This is a genomic window from Kribbella sp. NPDC058245 (genome assembly GCF_042882005.1).
Classification (GTDB): Bacteria; Actinomycetota; Actinomycetes; order Propionibacteriales; family Kribbellaceae; genus Kribbella.
This window is the reverse complement of the sequence record NZ_JBHVWY010000013.1, coordinates 104,727-128,972: the sequence shown is the minus strand read 5'-3', so window position 1 is coordinate 128,972 and position 24,246 is coordinate 104,727. Positions and strand designations below refer to the sequence as shown.

Below are 24,246 nucleotides of genomic sequence, written 5' to 3'. Positions count from 1 at the left end.
CCGAGATCGACTGCCGAAGATTAGCGGGTGCGCGCCCTGACGTGCATCCGTTCCCCCTGCGGTCCGTAGAGACACAGCAGTTCGGTCGGCCCGGCCGCAGCGTTGCCGAACCAGTGCGGCACCCGGGTGTCGAACTCGGCGACCTCACCGGCGGTCAGGATGAAGTCGTTGTCGCCGAGCACGATCCGGAGCTTCCCCGACAGCACGTAGACCCAGTCATAGCCCTCATGGGTCTTCTGGTTGACCTCTCCGCCCGGCCAGCCCTTCGGCACGATCTGCTTGTACGCCTGCAGCCCGCCGGGCCGTTTGCTGAGCGGAATGACGGTCGCGCCGCCATGGTGCTTGACCGGCTTCGCATGGATCCGCGGGTCACCTGTGGTCGGCGCGTCCACCAGCTCGTCCAGCTGCACCTGGTGAGCGCGTGCCAACGGCAACAACAGCTCCAGCGTCGGCTTGCGCTGCCCGGACTCCAGACGCGACAGCGTGCTGACCGAGATCCCCGTCGACTCCGACAGCTGGGCCAACGTCGTCCCGCGCTCGACCCGCAACGTCTTCAAGCGTGGTCCCACTGCTTCCAGGACGTCCTCGAAGTCTTCCATTTTTATCCTTTCCCCGCCCCGCCACCCCGGTCGTTGCCACTATGGCAAACAATGTTGTCGAAAACGAGAATCATTGCGGATCGTCGAGCACGGCGTTCTGCAATCCACCGCAGGCCGCCGGTTCGCGCTTGCGCTCGACTATGGCAATCTGCCATAGTGCAAGTCGCGTCAACGAGGGAGCGGTCGACATGGGCTTACAGCGCGCGGATCGGGATCTTCCCGGCCTCACTGTGCTCGCGTTGCTGATGACCGGGCCACGTCACACCTACGAGATGCACCGGTTGATGATCGACACGCACAAGGACTTCGTGACCGGGCTGCCGCGGAGCATGTACCACTCCGTCGAGCGGCTGCTGCGCGACGAGCTCATCGCCGTGGCCGACACCATCCGCGACGGCACCCGACCCGAACGCATCGTCTACGCGCTCACCGATGCCGGTCGCACCGAGCTGGCCGCCAGGGTACGGCGGCTGCTGGCGACACCTGATCCGGACGCGACACTGCTCGTTGCGGCGCTGTCGTTCATCGGCTGCCTGCCGCCGGACGCGGCGGCGGCCGCGTTGCGCACACGCCACGATGCGCTGGAGGCGAGCTCCGCCGCACTCAACACGGTGCTCGCCGAGACGCCGGTGCCACGGGTGCTGATGCTGGAGGTCGAGTTCGAACGGGCCCGTGTCGCCGCCGAGCGGGACTGGGTGGCGGCGCTGGTCTCCGACCTCGAGTCCGAGCGCCTCGCCTGGCCCGACCTCGCTGCGCTCATCGCGCTCACACCGGAGGTGGCACCGACGGAGTGAGATGAAGTGGTCCGGGGCGGCGTTGGCGCGCCGCTCCCGGACCGGAACCGCAGACACGCAACCAGATGGTCACGCGGCACGGCTCGGGGATTGCACCGGTGAGCCTAGTGCGGCGGGCCACAGTTCACCGAAGGGAATCACCCATGTCCGAAGCACCTCAGACGACGCTGAGCGGCGGGAAGCGCAGATTGCTGTTCGAAGCGTCCGCGCCCGTCCCGGCCGCTGTGGACGAACTGCGAGCGCTGATCGACGGCGACTGGCTGTTGCACGAGCTCGGCTGGGACGCCGCTGTTGCCGTCACCTCCGGGCCCGGTGTGGGTCGGAGTCCCGGCCTGCTCAGTCTGCAGGGCGGCTGGTGGTACCGCGGCGAATACACTGCGGAGCGCCACGGCGGCGAGACCCGGCTCGTTCACCGCGTCTTCAACGTGGCGCGGCAGGGCACCTGGGCGCCGGCGCTGGCCAACCGCCTGTTCATCGGCTATCGCGCCGACCTGCAGCGCGCCGTCGAGTCCCTCGCCGTGAAGGCCGCGAAGGCGGTGCGGTCGTGATCCTCACCGCCGCCGGCGCTTCCCGGTCGTCCTCGAAGGGTTCCATGTTGCCATTCTGGCAAACAATGTTGTCGAAAACGAGAATCATTGCGGATCCTCTAGGGGACGAGAGGAGCTAATCATGTATGACGTGATCGTGGTCGGTGGCGGTGCGGCGGGGTTGAGTGGGGCGCTGGCCTTGGTGCGGTCGCGCCGGTCGGTGCTGGTGATCGACGACGGCCGGCCGCGGAACGCCCCGGCCGGCCACGTGCAGAACTTCCTCACCCGGGACGGGACGCCGCCGAGCGAGATCTACGCGCTCGGCCGCGAAGAGGTCGCCGGGTACGGCGGTGAGTTCGCGACCGGCACCGTCACCGAGGTGAGACGCGGTGACGTGTTCACTGTCGAGCTGGCGGACGGTACGTCGTACCAGGGGCGACGGATCCTGGTCGCCACCGGACTGACCGACCTGCTGCCGGACGTTGCCGGTCTGGCCGAGCAGTGGGGCAAGGACGTGCTGCACTGCCCGTACTGCCATGGCTGGGAGGTGCAGGACCAGGCGATCGGCGTACTGGCGACCAGTCCGATGGCGGTGCACCAGGCGCAGATGTTCCGGCAGTTGAGTGATGACGTGACGCTGTTCCTGCACACCGGTCCAGACCTGACCGACGAGCAGTGGGAGGAGCTCGCGGCGCGGCAGATCGCCGTCGTACAAGGGAAAGTCGAGCAGGTCGAGGTGATGGACGGCAAGCTCACCGGTGTCCGGCTGGAGGGCGGCAAGGTCATCTCGCGGGACGTCCTCACGGTACAGACCACTCTGCGCGCCAAGGCGAGCTTCCTGACCGGACTGGGGCTCGAGGTGACTGCTCAGGAGGCTGCTGGCGTCGTGTACGGCGATGCGCTCGTGGTCGATGCCAAGGGCGAGACAGCGGTGCCAGGAGTCTTTGCGGCCGGCAACGTGACCGACCCGATGGGACAGGTCCTGCAGGCGGCCGGTGCGGGGCTGCGGGCCGGTGCGGCGATCAACGGCGATCTGATTGCAGAAGAGACGCGGTTGGCTCTCGCCGCACGCGGTAGTTGAGAGGTCTAATAGGGCCGTGCTCGACACGGTCGACCCCGAGTTCGCCTCGTACGTTGATGCGCGACAGGGCAGATGGTTACGTACTGCGTACCTCGTGTACGGAGAGCTGGAACGAGCCGAGCACACTCTGTTGCACGCCTTCACCCGGCTGTCACTGCACTGGCCGAAGGTGGACGATCCGGACGTCTTCGTCCAGCGTTTGCTTTACCAACCGGCCCTGACGCGGTGGAGCCGGGTGCGGCCCTTTCCGGAGACCGAGGACCCGGTCGAACAGGCCCTGGCGGACCTCACACCTACTCAGCGGACGGTCCTGGTCCTGTTGCACCTGGAAGAGCTCACCGAGTTCGAGGTGGCCGACGTACTGACCATGTCGCACACCGCTGTGCATGCCCAGGGACTGTCCGCGTTCGAGCGTTTCCGGAGGGCTATCGCGGCAGGGGAGACCAGATGAGGCGTGAGGACATCGGACCGCTGCTGCACCAGGTTTCCGAGGACCTGCCGGAGGTCAGCCTGGCCGACCGCGCCTGGACGGCCGGCGTGATCCTCAACCGCCGCCGACGCCGTACGGCGCTGGTCGGAGTACTGCTGGCGGTTGGGTTCGCGCTGGCCGTCCTTGCGGCGTTCGCCTACGGCTGGCTACCCGTCACCGGCTGAAGGCTCGCGGATCACTCGCAGTGTCAGTTCGACCAGGAGGTCGGCGTCCTCGGGCTTCGGCATCGGCTCGTTGAGCACGGTGCGCAACACGAACAAACCGGACAGCCACTGCACCATCATGACCGGATCGGCCTCGCGCCGGATCGGCTCACCGCGGGCCCAGGCGCGTTGCAGGGCAGCCTTTGTGAGCTCGATACGGCGATCGAGCAACGACCTGTAGATCACCGCGGACCGCTCGTCACGGTTCGCCTCGGTGATCCCGAGCCGCATCAGCGCGACCCCGGCCGGGGTGTTCACGAACGTCAGAGCAGTGCCGTAGACCTCTCGCAGGTCTCCGGCCAGTGAGCCGGTGTCGGCATCGGGGATCTCGATGTCGAACAGGCCGGCCATCGCATCGTTGGCGAGCTCCTCTTTGCTCGCCCACCGCCGGTAGATCGTCGCTTTGCCGACTCCTGCGGCCTCCGCGACGTCGTCCACCGTCATTCCGTCGAACCCACGCTCCAGCAGCAGCTGCACGGCGTACTGGCGGATCCTCGGCTCCGCGTCAGGGTCCCGTGGCCGGCCGCGGCGCGGCGTCACCCCGTGATCGATCTCCATTTCGTTCCCTACTTCGGACGGGTGCAGTGGCGCGGCTGCGGTCCCGTGTGGTCCAGGCCAGAGTGCCATACCGAGGCCCTTGGGTGCCGATGTCACGCCGATGTCACCTGGGAGGCCGCTTTGTCACATGCCGGAAACAAACGGACCGATCGGCTGAAACGGCGCGCCGACACCGTTTGCGATGTGGCTGGGCGCGGGCTCCCCGGAGTTGTGGAGTTCTCCCGAATGAGGACGCCGGCCACCCCCTGATGACATGGAAGGGATGACGTTGATGGAGATCAACGCCGGCGATACCGCCTGGGTCTTGGCTAGCGCTGCCCTGGTGATGCTGATGACACCGGGCCTGGCTTTCTTCTACGGCGGCATGGTGCGCGTGAAGAGCGTGCTGAACATGATGATGATGAGCTTCGTCACCATCGCCGTCGTCACCATCTTGTGGGTGGTGGTCGGTTACTCACTGACGTTCGCTGGTGACAGCGGACATGTGATCGGCGACTTCTCCGAGGTCGGACTGAAGGGCCTGATGGCCCCCGAAGCGATCAGCGGGAGCACCCCGACGCTCGCCTTCGTCGCCTTCCAGCTGATGTTCGCGATCATCACCCCGGCGCTGATCTCAGGTGCCATCGCCGACCGGGTGACGTTCCGCGGCTGGATCGCGTTCGTGGTCGGCTGGACGTGCCTGGTGTACTTCCCGGTCGCCCACTCGGTCTGGTTCCTGGACGACGGCAACGGTGGCTGGATCGGCGACAAGCTGAAGGCGATCGACTTCGCCGGCGGTACGGCGGTGCACGTGAACGCCGGTGCGGCCGCGCTGGCGCTGGCGATCGTGCTGGGCAAGCGGGTCGGCTGGAAGAAGGACCCGATGCGGCCGCACAGCCTGCCGCTGGTCCTGCTCGGTGCCGGTCTGCTGTGGTTCGGCTGGTTCGGGTTCAACGCCGGTTCGGCGCTGAGCGCCGGCACCACCGCATCGGTCACCTTCGTGAACACGCAGGTCGCCACCGCTGCCGCGGTGATCGGCTGGCTGATCGTGGAGCGGCTCGTGCACGGCAAGGCCACCACGCTGGGGCTGGCCTCGGGTGCGGTGGCCGGTCTGGTCGCGATCACCCCGTCCTGTGGCGCGGTCAGCCCGATCGGCGCGATCATCCTCGGTGTGTTCGCCGGTGCGATCTGCGCCTTCGCGGTCTCGCTGAAGTACAAGCTCGGCTTCGACGACTCGCTCGACGTGGTCGGCGTGCACCTGGTCGGCGGTCTGTTCGGTTCGCTGGCGATCGGCCTGCTCGGTACGGCGGCGGCGCCGTCGGCGGTCGACGGCCTGTTCTACGGCGGCGGCGCTTCGCAGCTCGGCAAGCAGGCACTGGCCAACCTGGCGGTCGGCGTGTACTCCTTCGGGGTCGCGTTCATCCTCGGCAAGGTGATCGACAAGACGATCGGCTTCCGGCTGTCCGAAGAGGACGAGGTCACCGGTGTCGACCAGGTCGAGCACGCCGAGACGGCGTACGACTTCCTCAGCGCGAGCGGTGTCCGCGGGGCGCTGGCGACCCGCGTCGTGGCGACCACGGACAATGGCTCCACCGAGACTTCCGAGAAGGAAGGTGCCAACGCATGAAGCTGATCACCGCGGTGGTCAAGCCGCACAAGCTGGAAGATGTCCGGGCTGCCCTGGAGACCTTCGGCGTCACCGGGATGACTGTGTCGGAGGCCAGCGGCTACGGCCGGCAGAAGGGCCACACCGAGGTCTACCGCGGCGCGGAGTACGAGGTGGACCTGGTACCGAAGGTGCGGCTCGAGGTGGTCGTCGAGGACAGTGACGGCGCCGACGTGGTCGACGTGATCGTGAAGGCCGCGCAGACCGGCAAGATCGGTGACGGCAAGGTCTGGGTGACCTCGGTCGAGACGATCGTCCGGGTCCGTACCGGTGAGCTGGACGGAGACGCTCTCTAGATGCTGGATCGAGCAGAACAGCGGCGCGCCAGGGCCGAGGAGGCCGACGCGCTGCTGTACCTGCTCCTCTCCAAGGCATGCGACGCCCTCGGTGTACCCACCGAGGGCGTTGCCCTGGTCGCTGTCGGCGGCTACGGCCGGGAGGAGCTCTCGCCGTACAGCGATCTCGACGTGATGCTCCTGCACGTCGACGGGTACCCACGGCTGGACGAGCTGGCGGCCCAGATCTGGTACCCGTTGTGGGACTCGCGCACCAAGCTGGACCACAGTGTCCGGACGGTCGCCCAGGCCCGCTCGGCGGCAGCAGAAGACGTGCGGGTCGCACTGGGGTTGCTGGACGCGCGGCATGTCGCGGGGGACTCGCATCTGACGCTGGAGCTGCGGTCCGTGCTGATGGCCGACTGGCGGCGGACGGCGAAGACCAGACTGCCCGAGCTGGCGCAGGCGTGCCGGGACCGGGCGTCATCGGTCGGTGAGCTGGCGCATCTGGCCGAACCGGACTTGAAGGAGGCGTACGGCGGTCTGCGGGATGCCGTCGTACTGCGTGCCTTGGTGGCCTCGTGGTTGATCGACGTACCGCATCCCGTGGTGGAGCGAGTCCGGCGGGAGCTGCTGGATGTGCGTGACGAGCTGCATACGGTGGCTGGTCGTGCGACCGACCGGCTGGTTGCGGATGTGGCCGGTGAGGTCGCGGCTGGGCTCGGACTGGATGGTCGGGATGCCTTGCTGCGGCACGTGTACGAGACGGGCCGGACGCTTGCCTACGTGTGCGACATGTCGTGGCGGCGGGTGGAGAGTCTGCTGACTCGGCCGCCACGGACGCGGCGGTTCCAACGCACTGGTGGGCCTCTGCTGCTCGCTCTTGATGAAGGCGTTGGCCAGCACGAGGGTGAAGTCGTGCTGATGCCGGATGCGCGGCCGGAGCGGGACGCCGTACTGGGTCTGCGGGCGGCTGCGGTCGCTGCGGATCGTGAGCTGGGACTGTCTCCTGCGGTGTGCATGCGGCTGGCTGAGAAGGCCTTGGCTCTGTCTGAGCCCTGGCCTGGTGAAGCACGGCGACTGCTGTGTGCACTGCTGGGTGCGGGTGAGGGCCTGCTTGAGGTGTGGGAGGCGCTGGACCAGGCCGGCTACATCACGCGGATCCTGCCCGAATGGGACACCGTGCGGTTCCGGCCGCCGCAGTCGGCGATCCACCGCTTCACTGTCGACCGGCATCTGCTGGAGACGTGTGTCGAGGCTTCCAAGATGGTGCGGGATGTACGGCGGCCTGACCTCCTGCTGATCGCGGCCCTAGTGCATGACCTCGGCAAGGCGGTCGACGGCGACCACAGTGTCACCGGTGCGGTGATCGCTGCCCGCGTTGCTCGTCGGATCGGGTTCAGCGAATCAGACTCCGACATCATCACGCTGCTCGTCCGCCAGCACCTGATGCTGGCGCAGGTCGCCACCCGACGCGATCTGGACGACCCGATGACGGTCGAGCTGGTGTCGGGGATCGTCCGGGATACCGAGACGCTGGACCTGTTGGAGGCGCTCACGTACGCCGATGCGCGCGCGGCCGGTCCCGCGGCGTCCTCGCCGTGGCGGATGCGGCTGGTTGGCGAGTTGTGCCGTCGTGTGCGCGGTGAACTGTCCGGTGGTGGTGAGGGGATGTGGACCGACAATCCGCCGATCCCAGTCCCGCCCCTGCACCAGGTCGTCGGCATCGGCCAGCTCGGCGTCTCCGTCACTGATCACCACGGCGACCTCCGCGTCAATGTCGCCGTACCGGATCAGGTGGGCACGCTGTCGACAGTGGCCGCCGTACTGGCGGTGGAACGGCTCGCTGTTCGGGCCGCCGTCGTCACCTCCGTCGACGGCCTGGGCATCTCCCAGTGGTCCGTCGCCGGCTCGCCGCCCGACCCAGTCCGCCTCCGCGACCGACTGGCAGTCGCCCTCCGCGACAACACCGACCTGGTACGGCGTTTGGCCGCACGTGACTCGTCTGCGCCAAGAGTCGCCAGCCGGGTGGACCTGTTGCCAGGCGTATCCGAAACCGCCACGGTGCTGCAGGTGCGAGCCCACGACCGACCCGGGCTCATGTACGACGTCACCTCGGCCATAGCGGCAACTGGCGCTGACATCAGATCAGCGCACGTCAGCACGCTGGGGGCCGAGTGTGTGGATGTCTTCTACCTCACTGATCGCCATGGCTCTCCTCTTGAGGAGGAGGACGCGCGGACGACGTCCAAGACCGTGCTGGATCGCCTGACGTTCTAACCTCTAGGCCATGCCTCTCCTAGGGTCACTTCAGCGTCAGGCCGTCCGGTGCGAAGGCCTCGGGTCTCCGATGTACGCCGACATCCTGCGGCGGCTCGTGGACAACTACGAGGTCGGTGGCGTGGCTGCCGACGTACTGGCTGGGTATGAGGACCCGCCGCCGGGAGCCGTGATCGGGCTGCGGCTGCTGGGCGCCGTACACGGTCTGGTGCTGGCGGGGGAGGCGCCTGAGCTGGCGGTCTTCTATCCGAGCGTTGGTGGGGAGTGGGACCCCGTGCTCGGGTGGGAGGCGTTCGAGCAGGTGCTGCAGTCCCGGTCCGCCGAGGTGCGGGCGTTGCTGACTCAGCCGCCGCAGACCAACGAGGTACGGCGGGCGGCCGCGCTCTATGGCGGTCTGCTGCAGTTGATGCAGGAGGTGCCGCTGCCGGTGCGGCTGTTCGAGATCGGTGCGAGTGCTGGGCTCAACCTGCGGGCGGACCACTTCCACTACCTCGCCGATGGTGAGTCGTACGGCGCTGCCGACAGCCCGGTGGTCATTGAGGACGCCTGGTCGGGGCGGAGGCTTGAGCCGGTCACGTTGCGGATCGCTGAGCGGGTCGGCTCGGACATCGCGCCGGTGAACCCGCTGTCGGCGGAGGGCGCTCGGACGCTGACGTCGTACGTGTGGCCGGACATGTCCGAGCGATTGATGCGGCTGCGCGGTGCGTTGGAGGTCGCGCGGCAGGTGCCGGCCGACGTACGGCGTGAGGACGCGGTCTCGTTCGTGCGCGGGCTGGAGCTGTCACCGGGCCACGTGACGGTGCTGTGGCACTCGATCATGTGGCAGTACCTGACCGAGGCGGACCGTGCGGCCGTGGACGCGCACCTGGCTGAGCTGGGAGAGCGGGCGGACGAGTCGGCGCCGCTTGCGCGACTGCGGTTCGAGCCGACGGCGGCGGGCGGCGACTTCCTGATCGAGCTGGAGAACTGGCCGGGTGGCGGGCGGCGAGTGCTCGGGCGGATCGGGGATCACGGCCAGGGGCTGGTCTGGAACGCTTTCTGATTACCTGAGTGCCGCTACCAGGCTGTCGGTGAGTTCCGCCGCATAGATCAGGTCGGGATCGAGGTCGGGGTCGTAGATGCCGATGTCGATCCCGACGCACTTCTCGTCGGCCAGCAATGGGCGGAGGAGCGCTTGGAGTTGGGCGTGGTCGATGCCGCCCGGGTCCGGACTGTCGACCGCGGGCATGATGGCCGCATCCAGGATGTCCACGTCCAGGTGCACCCAGAATCCGTCGAGCCCGCTCAGGTGCTCAAGCACTGAGGTGGCTGCGCCTGCGGCGTCGGCGATGAGGTCGAGTGCTGACCAGTGCGGGATGCCTGCTTGGTTGAGCGTGTCCAGATAGGCCTCATCTTCCCGGTAGCCGAGCATCACGGCATCGCGCACGTAGGGCTTCAGCCCCTCCAGGTCGGTCAGGTCGTCCTGCCCGCGCCCAGTCACGAGCGCCAACGCCTCGCCGCCGGCAGCGCCGACGTACTCGTCGTTGTCGACGGTCCGCATGTCCGAATGCCCGTCCAGGTAGACGACGCCGTACCGGCCTCGCCTCTTGAGTGCCAGCGCCGGTCCGAGCAGATTGCTGCACTCCCCACCCAGCAGGACTACGAACTTCTTGTCGTCCAGGAGTGCGCCCACGCGATCCGCCAGCCGCACGCTGTACGAAGCCATCGCTGCGGCGTTGAAGACTCCGTCACCAGGTTTCCAGTCGCCACGGTCGTAGCGCGGCGGCACCATGCAGCCCGCATCGGTAGCGCCGATCCGCTGGATGATCCCCTGATCCCGCAACGCGCCCGCAAGCTTGTAGCAGCCCGGCACGGTCCCTTCCGCCGGCGGCCGCAACCCCAAGTTCGAAGGCCCGTCCACCACCACCCGACTCCGCCCCACAATCCCTCCCTAACCGGTAATGATGATTCTTTCGGTTAGAGGATCGTAGCGCCTACTCCAGGCCACGTTCCGTCGCCTGGGTCTTCGTACCGCCGCGCCCGCGCGCCCCATCGCCGAGTTCCGGCCGGTACGACGTCGCGCGCGTCGGGCTCGCTTGTCCCGCCAGAAACCGCAGCTGCCCGTCCATCGACGTGCTGGTCGGAGCGTGCGCCGTACTGGCTGGGTGGTGTTCGTGGCGGAGCTCTTCGACAGTGGAGTTGAGGCCGGTGCGGATCTCGTCGGCCACCTGCTGCCCGGCGGCTGCGTCGTGAGCAGGCAGCCTCGGCCACGCCTCGTGCAGCATCGGCTCGATCAACCGAGCCCGGGCCGCCTCCTGCCGGCCATACGGAACCTCCTCCCGCAGCCGATTCCGCACGACTCCATTGGCCAACCGATCGAACTGCTGTCCAACCGGCGTTGCCACCAACTCACTCAACAACTCGTCCCGCCCAGTAGTAAGCCCAGACGCCTGCGTCAACAGACTGTCGGCAGCCGCGTGGACGCCTGACGGCTCGGATGTAGGCAAGGTCAGCTGTGGATATCCAGCACGGTTGGCGAAGGCTTCGAAGTCAGTCGCCACCCGAACCTCGCCAATTCCCGCCGCCAGGCTGTGGGAATGCGGAGATGACTCCGGCGCTACCGACATGCTCGCGTGCGTCGACATCTCCAGGACCGTCCGCAAGGCGCCTGCCTGGTGGTCGTGCTGGTTCGGCGGGACCTGTCGCGCGAGGTACGGCAGGACCCGGTCCGCGGACAAGGCGATGGCGCCCGTCTGCGAGTTCAGCTGTGCCGACCCACCGTCGTGGAGTGCGTACAGTTCCCCATTCCACCGACCACCACTGCCCGGCCGTTGTTGCTGTGCGAGCCGATACAGCCGTGTGAACTCCTGGTGGACCCGGGAGTCTGGCGGGATCAGCTCATACCGGGCCATGGTCAGTCACCGGACCCGAACGTCGGTGGCTGAAGGTAGTCCTGGATCCGCTCGAGAGGCGACGCCAGCGCCCGGATGTGGACCTCTTCGTCCGGAGCGGCGCGATCGGCGATCTCCCAGATCCGTCGTCGAGCCTCGCTGAGTGCAGCCACCTGCTGCTCGATCGGGGCGTCGGCGGCCGGGAGCTCACCCGCGATGGCGGCGGCTTCGTCGTACAGGGCGCTCCACTCTCTTGCGGGCGGGAGCGGGCTGGCGAGGTTGTCGGCCAGGCGGAGAGCCCAGGTTTTGTCGTCGGAGTCGGGTTCGCCGGCGACGAGGGTGCGGATCTCGTGCTGGGTGGGGCGTACGTCGTACGCGGGGTGCTGGCGTTGTTCGTGGCGGGCTTGGGCGAACAGCGAGTTGATCTTGGCGATGTCCATCAGCGGCGCCCTTCGGGGAGGTCCATCCAGAGGCGGCCTTCGAGGCTCTCCTGGATGGTGGGCTCGTAGTGGGTGACGTTGTGGTCGGCCCAGGGGACGGTCGGGTCTTCGAGATCGCGGGAGGTGCAGTCGAGAGGGCGGGTCTTCCAGCGGACCTGACTGGATTCTTTGGATTTGCCTTCGCGCTCCAGTTCGTCGGCGAGGGCCCAGACGTAGCTGCAGGCGGCGGCGATGCCGGCGAGTTTGTCGTCGATGCCGCGGCGGCCGACGAGGGCGTCACCGACTGCTTGGCCGGCGAGCTGCTCGGCCCGGGTCGCGCGCTCGGTGAGGAAGCTGAGATACGTACCGGCGCGCTCGATCTGGTCGACCGCGTCGGCGCGGTCGGGCTCGGGGAGGTCGGGAACCAGCGCGTAGAGATCTTCTTGAGCGGTCACGAGGAGGTCGAGCAACTCGTCGGTCAGGAGGCGCTCCTGGGCGGCTCGGCGGCTGCTGAAGTCGGTCGCGGCCGAGAAGTCCGGCAACTCGGCGGAGCGGACGGATTCGCCGCGAGTCCGGCGTTCGGCGAGGAACCCGAGGTGCTCGCCGAGGCGCTCGATCTGGTCGACCGCGTCGGCGCGCTCCGCCTCAGGTAGGTCCGGAACCAGAGCGTAGAGATCCTCTGACGCCGTCACATACGCATCGGTCGACTGCCGCATCAGCAGGAGCAGCCGTGCGAATCGGCGGGAGCTGAAGTCGTCGAGGCCCATGGCAGAACGCTAGCCCGAACCCGTCCCACCGTGCCGCGGTTATCCACAGCCCCGGGACCCCCCGCACTTTGTGCACGGGTCAACCACCGAAGCGCCGCCCAAACGACCGAACCGTGCTCAAGGTGACCGCCGCCATTCACCTTGAGCACGGTTCAACCATCGAACGGCGGTTCAGGTGACTGAGCGGTGCTCAAGGTCGGGCGGTGGGAGAGCGTTGGGTGGCCGGTAGACTCTGAGAGTTGTTCGGTGCTCGCTAGAGGATGGACTTTCCCGTGTTCGACACGCTTTCCGATCGGTTGTCCGCTGCGTTCAAGAATCTGCGCGGCAAGGGCAAGCTGACCGACGCCGATATCGAGGCGACGACGCGGGAGATCCGGATCGCGTTGCTGGAGGCGGATGTCGCGCTGCCGGTGGTGAAGGACTTCATCGCGAAGATCCGGGAGCGGGCCAGCGGGGCCGAGGTGCGCGGGGGGCTGAACCCGGCGCAGCAGGTGATCAAGATCGTGAACGAGGAGCTCGTCGGCATCCTCGGCGGGGAGACTCGTGAGCTGCGGATGGCCAAGCGGCCGCCGACGGTGATCATGCTGGCGGGTCTGCAGGGCGCGGGTAAGACGACGCTGGCCGGCAAGCTGGCCAAGTGGCTGAAGGAGACGCAGCACCAGACGCCGATCCTGGTCGCGGCCGACCTGCAGCGGCCGAACGCGGTGACCCAGCTCCAGGTGGTCGGTGAGCGGGCCGGCGTACCGGTGTTCGCTCCCGAGCCGGGCAACGGTGTCGGCGATCCGGTGGACGTGGCCCGGAAGGCGATGGACGAGGCGCGGGCCAAGCAGCACAGCGTGGTGATCGTCGACACGGCCGGCCGGCTGGGTGTCGACGAGGAGCTGATGAAGCAGGCCGCGGACATCCGCGACGCGGTCAACCCCGACGAGATCCTGTTCGTCGTCGACGCGATGATCGGTCAGGACGCGGTCGTCACCGCGCAGGCCTTCCTCGACGGCGTCGGCTTCGACGGCGTGGTGCTGTCCAAGCTGGACGGTGACGCCCGCGGTGGTGCCGCGCTGTCGATCGCGCAGGTGACCGGCCGCCAGGTGATGTTCGCCAGCAACGGCGAGAAGCTCGAGGACTTCGACGTCTTCCACCCCGACCGGATGGCCTCGCGCATCCTCGGTATGGGCGACGTGATGAGCCTGATCGAGTCCGCCGAGCGGACCTTCGACGCCGACGAGGCCGCGAAGACGGCCGCCAAGCTGCAGAAGCGCGGCGGCAAGGACTTCACGCTCGACGACTTCCTCGCCCAGATGCAGTCGGTGCGCAAGATGGGCCCGCTGACCAAGATCTTCGGCATGCTGCCCGGCGCCAGCCAGTTCAAGGACCAGCTGGAGAACTTCGACGAGCGCGAGATCGACCGGATCGAGGCCGTCATCCACTCGATGACCCCGGCCGAGCGGACCGACCCGAACATCATCAACGGCTCCCGCCGGGCCCGGATCGCGAAGGGTTCGGGGACCGAGGTCGCCACCGTCAGCGGTCTGGTCGAGCGGTTCTTCGAGGCCCGCAAGATGATGTCCGCGATGGCCTCCGGCAAGGGCATCCCGGGGATGCCCGGCATGCCGGGGATGCCGGGTGGCGGCGCGCGCAAGGCGAAGCAGCAGCAGGCCAAGAAGGGCAAGAAGCGCGGTTCCGGCAACCCGGCCAAGCGCTCCGGCGCCCCGGCGCAGCCGCAGCCACCGCAGCCCGGTGAGCTGCCGGCCGCGTTCGGCGGCCAGAACGGCGGCGATTTCGAGCTGCCCGACGACCTGAAGAAGATGCTCGGCGGCCAATAGGAGGTCGGTGACAGGCGGTGACGGGGCACTGATCCTGCCCGATCGGACAACCGGTCACTGCACCAAGTGACACCCCGTTACCCGTTGTCGATGCTCCTGGGCCCGCTAAGATCGACCCCACGCCCGGAGAAAGTCGAAACTGCGGAAACGTCGAAGGACGGATCGGATGAGGCAGCAGTTCAAGAACCTGGACACGTGGCGGGGCAAGCTCACCGCTACCTGGGTGTGCTTGGCTCCGCCGACGGCGATGGTCGCCGTGTTCGTGATCGGCGGTGTCACGTCGAACACGTTCATCGTGGACGCGCACGCCCTGGCCGCCCCGCGGCCGGACGCGGTCTTCGACGACCTGGTGAACGACGTCCCGAACCAGCCCGGGGTCGACGGCAGCCTGCCGACCCAGGAGAAGTCGACGGTCTCGGTCCCGGTCACCGGGAGCACCGACGGCAACGTCCCGCCGATCCCCGGCATCACCGGTGACACCTCCGGCATCCCCGGCACCGTGCTGGCGGCGTACCAGAAGGTCGCGAACGATCTGGCCGCCGCGACGCCGAACTGCCACATCACCTGGCCGCTGCTGGCCGGCATCGGCAAGGTCGAGTCCGACCACGCGAACGGCGGCAAGGTCGAGACCAACGGCGACACCCGCGGCAAGATCCTCGGCCCGGTGCTGAACGGTGGCCCGGGCATGGCGGCGATCTCCGATACCGACCAAGGCCAGTGGGACGACGACAAGCAGTGGGACCGGGCGGTCGGCCCGATGCAGTTCATCCCGGGTACCTGGAAGTCCTTCGGCGCGGACGGCAACGGCGACGGCGTCAAGAACCCGCACAACGTGTACGACGCGGCCCGGGCCGCCGGTGACTACCTCTGCTCGGGCGGTGCCAACCTGGCCGACGCCCAGGGGCTGGTCCAGTCGGTGCTGCGCTACAACCACTCGATGGACTACGTCTCCACGGTGCTGCGCTGGATGCAGTCCTACAGCAAGACGACCGTGAAGGTTCCGGACACGCCGGGCGTGATCACCCCGCCTGGTGACAACGGCAACGTCAACAACCCGACGCGCAACAACACCACGAGCCCGACGCCGACCCCGACTCCGACGGTCACTCCGACCACGCCGAAGCCGACGACGCCGAAGCCCACCACCCCGAAGCCGACGACGCCGACCCCGACTCCGACGCCCACCAAGACGCCGAAGCCGCCGTACACGCCGCCGCCGACGAAGCACACGCCGACGCCGACCCCGCCGGTCTGCACCCCGACGCCGACCCCCACGCCGACGCCGACCCCGACTCCGACGCCCACCCCGGAGGGCCCGGACACGCCGTCGACGACGCCGAGCGGCACTCCGTCCGGTGCGCAGCAGGCACAGGCCGACGACCCGACGACGACGCCGTCGCCCTGCACCACGCCGAGCCCGAGCCCGGCCGGTCAGACCGAGCAGGTGGCCCCCCAGCCGAAGTAGTGGTCGGGCCCGGAAAACCCCTTGTCCTGCACGATTTCGTGCTGTTCGATCAGGTCAAGGGTGGGGCGGATAACTTTGCGTCGTCTTGAGGTAACTTTTTGGCCTATCGGTCGTTGAGCCGACTATGCGCCTAACCCGTAGTGGAAACCGTCGGGTCAAAATAATCATCGCGTCACTGTGTACGGTCCCGCTCCTGGTCGGGGCGATCGTGACAGTGGCTTCGGGTGGGGCCGGTGCCTCCGGTCAGCTCGCGACGGACAGTCCGGTTGCTCCTCAGCCTGGAGCCGGCCTGAACAGCGGTGAGTTCGACGAACTGACGATGATCGTGCCGCAGCGTCCCGGAGTGGACGGCCGGCTCGGATCCGACAAGCCTGCCCGTGCCGACGTGCCCGTCCAAGGGGCCACCGACGGCCGCTCGGTGGTCCGTCCCGGGCGTCCGGGGGCCGTCAACGGCATCCCGCGCGGGGTTTTCCCCGCCTACCGCCGCGCCACCGCGAATCTCGCCGTGGTCCGGCCGAACTGTGGTCTCACCTGGCCGTTGCTGGCCGGGATCGGCAAGGTCGAGTCCGACCACGCCAGTGGCGGCCGGGTCGACGTGGCCGGCACCACCCGCGGCAAGATCTTCGGTCCGGTGCTCAACGGCAAGAACGGCAACGGCAAGATCCCCGACAGTGACAAGGGCAAGTTCGACAGCGACCTGGTCTGGGACCGGGCCGTCGGCCCGATGCAGATCATCCCGCAGGTCTGGGCCGACTACGGTGCCGACGGTAACGGCGACGCCTTCCGCAACCCCAACAACGTGTACGACGCGGTGACCACCGTGGCCGTCTACCTCTGCGCCGAGGGCGACGACCTGAGGCGCCCGCGCGACCTGGTCGAGTCCCTGCTGCGCTACCAGCACTCCAAGGACTTCGTCGCCACGGTGCTGAAGTGGATGCGCGTCTACAGCAAGAACGCCGTCCTGATCCCGAACCAGAAGGGCCTGCTGTCGGTCCCGAAGCCGACCGGTAACGCCGAGCGGAAGGTCGACCCGCGCCAGGTCCCGGACGTGCCGGGCGACCCCAAGACGCCGACCCCGACGCCGACGAAGAAGCCGACGTTGCCGACGACGACGCCGGACCCGGTGGAGCAGCCGACGAAACCGCCGACGCAGAAGCCGACCAAGCCGCCGACACAGAAGCCGACGCCGAGCCCGACGCCGACTCCCACGCCGACGCCGACTCCCTCTCCGACGCCGACACCCACGCCGACGCCGACGGAGACCCCGAGCGGGACGCCGTGTTCGGCGGACCCGACCACCCCGACGTGTACGCCGGGTGGGGGCTCGCACGGGTGATCCCTGGCCGGATACGGTCACTCCATGAGTGAATCCGGCGTACTCAGGCTCGTCGGCACGGTGTTGCCGTCCGGTGAGCAGCAGGAGCTTCACCTCAGTGGCGGGCTGGTCGTCGACCGGCCCGCCGCTGCCGAGGTGACGACCGTCCACACCGGCGGCTGGATCATCCCCGGCCTCGTCGACGCGCACTGTCACATCGGCCTGGACACCGTCGGTGGGGTCGACGCGGCGACCGCGGAGCAGCAGGCGATCGCCGACCGGGACGCCGGTGCGTTGCTGGTCCGGGATGCCGGTTCACCGACCGACACCCGCTGGATCGACGATCGGCCGGATCTGCCGAAGATCATCCGGGCCGGCCGCCACATTGCCCGCTCGAAGCGCTACATCCGCAACTACGGCTGGGAGATCGAGCCGGAGGAGCTGGTCGCGTACGTCGAGCAGGAGGCCGGCCGCAGCGACGGCTGGGTGAAGCTGGTCGGCGACTGGATCGACCGGGATGCCGGCGACCTGACCCCGTGCTGGCCGGCCGAGGCGCTGAATGCGGCGATCGCCCGCGCCCATGAGCTCGGCGCCCGGGTCACCGCGCACGTCTTCGGTGAGCACGCCCTGCCCGATCTGCTGGCTGCGGGGATCGACTGCATCGAGCACGGCACCGGTGTCGAACCCGAGATGCTCGCGCAGATGGCCGAGCGCCGGGTGGCCGTCGTACCGACGTTGATCCAGCTGGAGAACTTCCCGGAGTACGCCGATCAGGCCGCGGCCAAGTTCCCGATCTACTCAGCACACATGACCGACCTGTACGAGCGTCGGCTGCACCGGCTCCGGGATGCGTTCGAGGCCGGAGTTCCGGTGTACGCCGGAACCGACGCCGGCGGCGTCCTCGGACATGGTCTGATCGCGAGTGAGATCCAGGCGCTGACCGGGATCGGGATGTCGGGGGAGCAGGCGCTGGCCGCTGGATCGTGGGCGGCGCGCGAGTGGCTCGGCGTACCGAGCACACTGCAGCCGGGGGATCCGGCCGATCTGGTCGTCTACGAGGAGGATCCGCGCGCGAACCCCGCCGTCCTGTCGCACCCGAAACTGATCGTCCTGCGTGGCAGAATTGCGTAACGAGGCGAATTCACGCGGTGACGGGAAAAAGTTCACTCAACTACTGGTCATGGCGGAAGGTTTTCGCCTAGCGTGACGGCTAGCTTGCATTCGGGACCGTCGACCGCCCCTCGACGGACCGACCAAGGGAAGGAACCGCCCATGGGGAAAATCGCCCGAGTACCCGTGCCCAGACTCTCCGCCCTCCTGGCTGCGGCGGCCGCCGGCGCCCTGGCGCTGAGTGCCCTGCCGAGCAGCGCCGTCGAGCCGACCCAGCCGGTCGGCTCGATCGACATCTCGTCCGCGTTCACATCGGCCGCGACCAAGTACGACGTACCGCGGGAGCTGCTGGTCGGCGTCGGGTACGCGGAGTCGCACCTGGACGGTCACAACGGTGAGCCGAGCCAGGACAACGGCTACGGCGTCATGCACCTGGTCAGCAACAACGAGAACCACACGATGTCCGAGGCCGCCAAGCTGACCGGCCTGCCGGTCGAGAAGCTCGCCAAGGACACTCCCTCGAACATCGACGGCGCCGCCGCAGTGCTCGACGCGTACGCCGATGCCGCCGGTCTGCAGGGCGACGCCCGCAAGGACTCCGGTCGTTGGTACGAGGTCGTCGCGAAGTACTCGCACTCGGCCGACGCACCGACTGCCCGGCTCTACACCGACGAGGTCTACCGGATCATCGGCGCCGGTGTCCGCGCCGACGGCGTGACGGTCGCGCCGAAGCAGGTCACCCCGCAGCGCGGCACGTTCGCGAAGGTCGCCCCGCTCGGCACCCGCTCCGAGTCGTCGGTCGACGCCGTCGACTACCCGGGAGCGATCTGGAACCCGGCCTGTACCTGCAACTACACGGTCGGCCGGACGCAGGCGATCAGCAAGATCATCATCCACGTCACGCAGGGCTCCTACGCCGGCACCATCAGCTGGTTCAAGAACTCGGCGGCCCAGGTCAGCGCGCACTACGTGATCCGCTCCTCCGACGGCCAGGTCACCCAGATGGTCGCCGAGAAGGACAAGGCCTGGCACGTGGGCACGGAGAACGGCTACACGATCGGCATCGAGCACGAGGGCTACGTCGACCAGCCGTCGTGGTTCACCGACGCGATGTACCGCTCGTCGGCCGCCCTGACCCGCAACATCGCCGACCGGCGCGGTATCCCGAAGGATCGGGCCCACATCATGGGTCACAGTGAGCTGCCGAACCAGACGCACACCGACCCGGGTCCGAACTGGAACTGGACCTACTACATGCAGCTGGTGAACGGCGGCGACCCGAACCCGCCGACGTACAACTTCACCACCTACGGCAGTGGTGTCCGGGTCCGCGCGACGCCCCGCCTGAACGGCACCATCCTGACCGAGCTCCCCGGCCCGACGCAGGTCTTCGTCACCTGCCAGGTCCAGGGCGACACCGTCACGGCCGAGGGGACCACCAACAACTGGTGGGCCAAGCTCCGCGACCAGGGCGGCTACATGACCAACATCTACATCTCCGACCCGAACCCGAAGCTCCCCGGCGTTCCGGTCTGCTAGCCGCCAGTAGGGCCCTGGACACTCGTCCGGGGCCCTCTGCTGGAGTACGAAGAGTAGAGCCTGCTGTACCGACGCCCGGCCCGTTGTGCCGGATGATCGAGGCATGACCTGGACAAAGCGGCTGGCCCGCGGGGGACCGGCAAGCAAGTACCTGCTGATGCGGTCTTTCACGACCAGCGGTGAGCTGACCCGCGCAGGCAAGTACCTCGGCCGGTACGACGTGCAGCTGCCGGCTGGCCTGAAGAAGTCGTTCAAACGGGGTCTCTGGCTGTCGTTGGGCGTGCTGGCGATCATCCCGGAACTGTTTCTCGTGATGTTCGCGATCTTCGCCGTACCGAGCGCCCTGCTGAACGTACTGCTGTGGTCGTTCGACCCGGGCAGCTTCACCACGCTGGGGGTACCGATCGACAGCTGGTGGGACACCCTCTGGCTCACACCGCTGCAGAGCGTGCTGGGGCTCGGCCTGCTGGGCTGGGTGGTCCCTGCGCTCGCACGTGTCCATGCCAAGGCAGTGCTCAAGGTGTTGTCGCCCACAGCCGACCAGCTGGAGGCAGCGCGCCTCAACCAGCGTGTGGAGGAGCTGACCGCCAGCCGGGCTGGGGCGGTGGACTCGCATGGGGCTGAGCTCAGGAGGATCGAGCGGGATCTGCATGACGGTACTCAGGCGCAGTTGGTGTCGCTGGCGATGCGGATCGGTGTTGCCAAGCAGGTAATGGCCGATGACCCGGAGAAGGCCGCCAAACTGCTCGACGATGCTCGTGACGGTGCCGAACAGGCCATGCACGAGCTGCGCGGCGTACTGCGCACCATGTACCCGCCGATCCTGCAGGACCGCGGTCTGGCCGGTGCGATCTCCGCACTTGCCGCTCGCTGCCCACTGCCCGTGGAACTGCGGATGGGGGAGCTCGGCCAAGTCCCAGCCCCTGTTGAGGCCGCGGCGTACTTCGTCGTCGCGGAGTCCCTCACGAACGTCACCAAGCACTCGGCCGCCGCCCGTGTCAACCTCCTGATGGAACGGCGCGGTACCGAGCTTTACCTGGAGATCACCGACGACGGAATCGGTGGCGCGCGCATCAACGAGCAGTCCGACCTGCTGGGCCGGGGGAGTGGCCTGCATGGCATGCTCCATCGGGTACAAGCGATCGACGGCCACCTGGAACTGCGCAGCCCGATCGGCGGACCCACAGCGATCGAGGTCATCCTTCCGTGCGAGTGATCATCCTTGAGGACAACCCGATCCTGGCCGAGGGACTCAGTCTGCTGCTGAGCAATTCGGGTTTCGAGGTTGCTGCGGTCGCCGCCGACGTGGACGGTTTCGAGCAGGCGATGGCTGAGCACGAGGTGGACATCGCGGTCGTCGACGTCCGGCTGCCGCCGACCTTCACCGACGAGGGCCTGCGCGCCGCGATCAAGGCACGCACCGTCCGTCCCGGCCTTCCGGTGCTGGTCTTTTCCCAGTACGTCGAGGAGATCTACGCAGCCGAATTGCTCGCGACCGGTAGTGAGGGCGTCGGCTATCTGCTGAAGGATCGCGTCTCCCGCGTCGACGAGTTCCTCGAGGCGGTACGACGGGTCGCCGCGGGAGGTACTGTGCTGGACCCGGAAGTGGTCAGCCAGCTGATGGTCAAGAAGAGCAATCCGCTCGACCGGCTCACCCCGCGCGAGCGCGAAGTGCTCGCCCTGATGGCCGAAGGACTGGGCAACACTGCGATCGCGGACAAGCTCGTGGTCTCCGAAGGTGCTGTGCACAAACACGTTGGAAACGTTTTCCTCAAACTGGACCTGCCGCCGTCCGATTCCGGACATCGCCGTGTGCTGGCGGTTCTGGCCTACTTGGGACTCTGACGCGCGCGGTCTTGACGATCCGTTCGCGGTAGGCCACTCTCAGTCCAGAGAGCGCTCTCACACCCACCGACCCGCCCCTAGGTGAGGGAGAGATCCATGAAGGTTCTAGTTGCCGCTGTGCTCGTCGCCGGTGCCCTCGGCGTACCGGCCCAAGCTGTTGCTGCAGGCAATGATCAGCCGTTGACCGTCGCCGGTCAGGCGACCGCGATGCAGAAGGACTTCGGCCTGACCGAGCAGCAGATGAACGATCGGCTGAAATTCGAGACCGACGCCGCCAAGCTGCTCCCGACCGCTCAGAAGGCAGCCGGTGCGGAGTTCGGCGGTGCCTGGTACGACGCCGCCAAGCAGAAGCTGGTCATCGGGCTGACCGGTTCGAGCCGCGCTACCGCCGTACAGGCGACTGGTGCCGACACGATCGCGGTACCGAAGACTGCCGCCGTACTGGACAAGCAGAAGGCTGCTGTCGACAAGCTGGCCGGGAAGGCTGTGCCGGCTGCGGTCAGTGGCTGGTCCACCGATGCCAAGACCGGCAGCGTCGTCGTCAATGTCCAAGCAGGTAAGCGATCCCAGGCCGTCAACGCGTTCGTGGCCAAGATCGCCAAGGCCGGCACCGTGACGGTTCGCGAGGTCGCGGCCCAGGCGCCGCAGACGTTCGCGGCCGGCACCGTCGGCGGCGACCCGTTCTACGTCGACAACATCCGCTGCTCGATCGGCTTCTCCGTGTACGGCGGTTATGTCACCGCCGGCCACTGTGGTCGGGGCGGAAGGGTCCGCGGCTGGGATGGTTCGGACCAGGGCGATTTCCGAGGCTGGTCGTTCCCTGGCAACGACTATGCCTGGGTCGCGACCGGCTACGGCTGGTGGACGGTTCCCGTCGTCATCGGCTGGGGACAGACCAGCGACTCGCTCGTCCGCGGATCGTGGGAGGCGCCGATCGGCACCTCGGTCTGCCGCAGCGGTTCGACCTCGCACTGGCACTGTGGCACCGTGACCGGCAAGAACGAGACCGTGAACTACGGCAACGGTCAGCTGTTCTACGGTGCGACCAAGACCAACGTCTGCGCTGAGCCCGGCGACTCCGGTGGCTCGTTCATCACCGGTGACCAGGCCCAGGGTGTCACCTCCGGCGGCTGGGGCAACTGCAGCAGCGGCGGCGAGACCTGGTTCCAGCCGGTCAACGAGATCCTCCAGGCCTACGGTCTGACCCTGCACACCGCCTAGCACGGCAGAGACCCCGGATCCCCCGCGCAATAGGGGATCCGGGGTCTCTGGTCAAGTGATGTCAGGCGGTTTGGTCGGGGACCGGAGCCAGCGGCTTGGCCTCGTCCTTGCCGCTGAGCGACTCGATCAGCTGCTTGGCGAGTGCGAAGCCGGAGCCACCCATCGTGATGGTCTTGACCAAGGTGTCCTCGATGCCCTGGGCACCGTTCAGGACGACCATGTTGCCGACCTTCTCGAACGAGCTCGCCGCGGCGCGGACGATCTCCGGGTAGGCCTCGGCCAGCTGCTGGGCAACGACCGCGTCGGTGTTGGTGGCCAGGGCCTCGGCGCGCGCCTTGATACCGGCCGCCTCGGCCATTGCCTTCGCCTGAACGGCGGCCGCCTCGGCCTTACCGTTCAGCTCGGTCGCCTTCGCCTGTGCCTCACCCCGCAGGGTGACCTCGCGAGCGTTCGCCTCGGCGGAGGCGATCTGCGCGTCGCGGGCCGCGTTGGCCAGCGTGCGCTGCTTGTACGCCTCGGCATCGGCCGGCTTCAGCACCGACGACTCCAACTGCTTCTCGGCCAGCGACGCGTTCAGCTTGGCGGTCTCGGTCTCGGCGACCACAACCTCCTGGCGGGCCAGCGCCTCGGCCAGCGGGCCGGACTGCTGCGCCTTCGACCTCGCCTGGTCGACCTCGGCCTGGTAGCCGGCCTGCGCGATCGAGCTCTGCCGTACGGCGGCCGCCTTGGCCGCCGCGGCGACCTGCTCGCGCTCGGTGGCTTCCTTGTCCCGCTCGGCCTGCGCGATCCGGGCCGCGGCCTCGACGGCGGCAGCCTGCGGGCGACCGAGGTTGCGGATGTAGCCGGACTCGTCGTCGATCTCCTGGATCTGCAAGGAGTCGACCACCAGACCGAGCTTCTCCATGTCCCCGGCCAGCGAGCCGCGGATGTTCGTGGTCAGCGTCTCGCGGTCGTGCAGCATCTCCTCGACCGTGGTGGAACCGACGATCGCGCGCAGGTGACCCGCGAACAGTTCGTGGATCGTGCTCATGACCTGCTCGTCGCTCTGCTCCAGGAAGCGCCGGGCCGCGTTCGCGATCGAGCCGTAGTCGTCACCGACCTTGTACGCCGTGACGCCCTTGATGTGCAGCGGTATGCCCTGGCTCGACACGCACGTCACGGTCAGCGGGGTAGCGCGGATGTCGAGCGGCAACCGTCGTACCGTCTGGAAGCCCGGCAGAACCGCCGTGCCGCGGCCGACGACGATCTTGAACCCGAGCGTCTCGTTGACCTGCTCGTTGCTCGAGTGTGCGCCGAGGCCGGAGATGATGAGTGCCTCGTTCGGTTCGGCGACCCGCCAGACCATCCGGAACACGATGAGCAGCACGACCAGGGCCACTGCGGCGCCGATCACGTACGTCCAGAGCATTTCCCCTCCAGG

At 68.0% G+C, this 24,246-nt stretch carries 24 protein-coding genes; 17 read left to right on the top strand and 7 right to left on the bottom strand.

All coding sequences use genetic code 11. The annotated features are described in order from the left end of the window. Positions 1-20: 20 nt before the first annotated feature. Positions 21-599, bottom strand: coding sequence for a helix-turn-helix domain-containing protein (locus ACFVWG_RS28345; RefSeq protein ID WP_391546464.1), 579 nt, complete (start codon positions 597-599; stop codon positions 21-23). A 188-nt stretch (positions 600-787) separates the two neighbouring features. Here ACFVWG_RS28345 and ACFVWG_RS28340 point away from each other — a divergent pair, with 188 nt between their 5' ends. The 5 genes from ACFVWG_RS28340 to ACFVWG_RS28320 all read left to right on the top strand — a co-directional run bounded on the left by ACFVWG_RS28340 (position 788) and on the right by ACFVWG_RS28320 (position 3,655). Beyond that, entirely contained in the window at positions 788-1,393 is a 606-nt protein-coding gene (locus ACFVWG_RS28340; RefSeq protein ID WP_391546463.1) for a PadR family transcriptional regulator, read from the top strand. 143 nt (positions 1,394-1,536) lie between these two features. Continuing rightward, positions 1,537-1,941: a hypothetical protein gene (locus ACFVWG_RS28335; RefSeq protein WP_391546462.1), complete on the top strand. Its 405-nt coding sequence runs from the start codon at positions 1,537-1,539 to the stop codon at positions 1,939-1,941. A 121-nt stretch (positions 1,942-2,062) separates the two neighbouring features. Continuing rightward, positions 2,063-3,001 carry an NAD(P)/FAD-dependent oxidoreductase gene (locus ACFVWG_RS28330; protein ID WP_391546461.1) on the top strand — a complete coding sequence of 313 codons (939 nt, stop codon included), beginning with the start codon at positions 2,063-2,065 and terminating at the stop codon, positions 2,999-3,001. Positions 3,002-3,017: 16 nt separating this feature from the next. Beyond that, positions 3,018-3,452 carry an RNA polymerase subunit sigma-24 gene (locus tag ACFVWG_RS28325; protein WP_391546460.1) on the top strand — a complete coding sequence of 145 codons (435 nt, stop codon included), beginning with the start codon at positions 3,018-3,020 and terminating at the stop codon, positions 3,450-3,452. Continuing rightward, positions 3,449-3,655, top strand: a complete 207-nt coding sequence (locus tag ACFVWG_RS28320) for a hypothetical protein (protein WP_391546459.1) — start codon at positions 3,449-3,451, stop codon at positions 3,653-3,655. The genes ACFVWG_RS28325 and ACFVWG_RS28320 overlap by 4 nt, the downstream gene beginning before the upstream one ends. Here ACFVWG_RS28320 and ACFVWG_RS28315 read toward each other — a convergent pair. Next, a complete protein-coding gene (locus tag ACFVWG_RS28315; protein WP_391546458.1) occupies positions 3,638-4,252 on the bottom strand; it encodes a TetR/AcrR family transcriptional regulator in 615 nt (204 codons plus the stop codon). The genes ACFVWG_RS28320 and ACFVWG_RS28315 overlap by 18 nt on opposite strands. A 262-nt stretch (positions 4,253-4,514) precedes the next feature. Here ACFVWG_RS28315 and ACFVWG_RS28310 point away from each other — a divergent pair, with 262 nt between their 5' ends. Genes ACFVWG_RS28310 through ACFVWG_RS28295 form a run of 4 tightly spaced genes read left to right on the top strand, consistent with a single transcriptional unit; the run spans position 4,515 to position 9,494 of the window. Further along, positions 4,515-5,858 (top strand): ammonium transporter, encoded by a 1,344-nt coding sequence (locus tag ACFVWG_RS28310; RefSeq protein ID WP_391546592.1) that lies wholly within the window; start codon positions 4,515-4,517, stop codon positions 5,856-5,858. Then, positions 5,855-6,193, top strand: coding sequence for a P-II family nitrogen regulator (locus ACFVWG_RS28305; RefSeq protein WP_391546457.1), 339 nt, complete (start codon positions 5,855-5,857; stop codon positions 6,191-6,193). The genes ACFVWG_RS28310 and ACFVWG_RS28305 overlap by 4 nt, the downstream gene beginning before the upstream one ends. After that, the gene (locus ACFVWG_RS28300; RefSeq protein ID WP_391546456.1) at positions 6,194-8,452 is read left to right on the top strand and encodes a [protein-PII] uridylyltransferase; all 2,259 of its coding nucleotides are present in this window, start codon (positions 6,194-6,196) and stop codon (positions 8,450-8,452) included. 10 nt (positions 8,453-8,462) lie between these two features. Continuing rightward, on the top strand, positions 8,463-9,494 hold the full coding sequence (locus tag ACFVWG_RS28295; RefSeq protein ID WP_391546455.1) for a DUF2332 domain-containing protein: 1,032 nt from the start codon (positions 8,463-8,465) through the stop codon (positions 9,492-9,494). On the opposite strand, the gene ACFVWG_RS28290 is transcribed toward ACFVWG_RS28295, so the two are convergent. The 4 genes from ACFVWG_RS28290 to ACFVWG_RS28275 are packed head-to-tail and all read right to left on the bottom strand — an operon-like array spanning position 9,495 to position 12,508. Beyond that, positions 9,495-10,373: an arginase family protein gene (locus tag ACFVWG_RS28290; RefSeq protein WP_391546454.1), complete on the bottom strand. Its 879-nt coding sequence runs from the start codon at positions 10,371-10,373 to the stop codon at positions 9,495-9,497. A gap of 52 nt (positions 10,374-10,425) precedes the next feature. Further along, complete coding sequence (locus tag ACFVWG_RS28285; RefSeq protein WP_391546453.1) at positions 10,426-11,343, bottom strand: hypothetical protein; 918 nt, start codon at positions 11,341-11,343, stop codon at positions 10,426-10,428. Positions 11,344-11,345: 2 nt separating this feature from the next. Beyond that, a complete protein-coding gene (locus tag ACFVWG_RS28280; protein WP_391546452.1) occupies positions 11,346-11,762 on the bottom strand; it encodes a hypothetical protein in 417 nt (138 codons plus the stop codon). Further along, positions 11,762-12,508: a hypothetical protein gene (locus ACFVWG_RS28275; RefSeq protein ID WP_391546451.1), complete on the bottom strand. Its 747-nt coding sequence runs from the start codon at positions 12,506-12,508 to the stop codon at positions 11,762-11,764. The genes ACFVWG_RS28280 and ACFVWG_RS28275 overlap by 1 nt, the downstream gene beginning before the upstream one ends. Before the next feature lie 272 nt (positions 12,509-12,780). Here ACFVWG_RS28275 and ffh point away from each other — a divergent pair, with 272 nt between their 5' ends. The 8 genes from ffh (at position 12,781) to ACFVWG_RS28235 (ending at position 22,826) form a co-directional block, all read left to right on the top strand. After that, positions 12,781-14,331, top strand: coding sequence for a signal recognition particle protein (gene ffh / locus ACFVWG_RS28270; RefSeq protein ID WP_391546450.1), 1,551 nt, complete (start codon positions 12,781-12,783; stop codon positions 14,329-14,331). Positions 14,332-14,497: 166 nt separating this feature from the next. Further along, the gene (locus ACFVWG_RS28265; RefSeq protein ID WP_391546449.1) at positions 14,498-15,796 is read left to right on the top strand and encodes a lytic transglycosylase domain-containing protein; all 1,299 of its coding nucleotides are present in this window, start codon (positions 14,498-14,500) and stop codon (positions 15,794-15,796) included. Positions 15,797-16,004: 208 nt separating this feature from the next. After that, the gene (locus ACFVWG_RS28260) at positions 16,005-17,132 is read left to right on the top strand and encodes a lytic transglycosylase domain-containing protein (protein WP_391546448.1); all 1,128 of its coding nucleotides are present in this window, start codon (positions 16,005-16,007) and stop codon (positions 17,130-17,132) included. Positions 17,133-17,156: 24 nt separating this feature from the next. After that, positions 17,157-18,242: an amidohydrolase family protein gene (locus ACFVWG_RS28255; RefSeq protein WP_391546447.1), complete on the top strand. Its 1,086-nt coding sequence runs from the start codon at positions 17,157-17,159 to the stop codon at positions 18,240-18,242. A 165-nt stretch (positions 18,243-18,407) separates the two neighbouring features. Beyond that, positions 18,408-19,760, top strand: coding sequence for an N-acetylmuramoyl-L-alanine amidase (locus ACFVWG_RS28250; protein ID WP_391546446.1), 1,353 nt, complete (start codon positions 18,408-18,410; stop codon positions 19,758-19,760). Between the two features lie 103 nt (positions 19,761-19,863). Then, a complete protein-coding gene (locus ACFVWG_RS28245; RefSeq protein WP_391546445.1) occupies positions 19,864-20,976 on the top strand; it encodes a histidine kinase in 1,113 nt (370 codons plus the stop codon). Next, the gene (locus ACFVWG_RS28240) at positions 20,967-21,605 is read left to right on the top strand and encodes a LuxR C-terminal-related transcriptional regulator (RefSeq protein WP_391546444.1); all 639 of its coding nucleotides are present in this window, start codon (positions 20,967-20,969) and stop codon (positions 21,603-21,605) included. The genes ACFVWG_RS28245 and ACFVWG_RS28240 overlap by 10 nt, the downstream gene beginning before the upstream one ends. A 96-nt stretch (positions 21,606-21,701) precedes the next feature. Continuing rightward, complete coding sequence (locus ACFVWG_RS28235; protein ID WP_391546443.1) at positions 21,702-22,826, top strand: S1 family peptidase; 1,125 nt, start codon at positions 21,702-21,704, stop codon at positions 22,824-22,826. A gap of 61 nt (positions 22,827-22,887) precedes the next feature. Here ACFVWG_RS28235 and ACFVWG_RS28230 read toward each other — a convergent pair whose 3' ends face one another. Then, positions 22,888-24,234, bottom strand: a complete 1,347-nt coding sequence (locus ACFVWG_RS28230; RefSeq protein WP_391546442.1) for a flotillin family protein — start codon at positions 24,232-24,234, stop codon at positions 22,888-22,890. Positions 24,235-24,246: the final 12 nt, after the last annotated feature.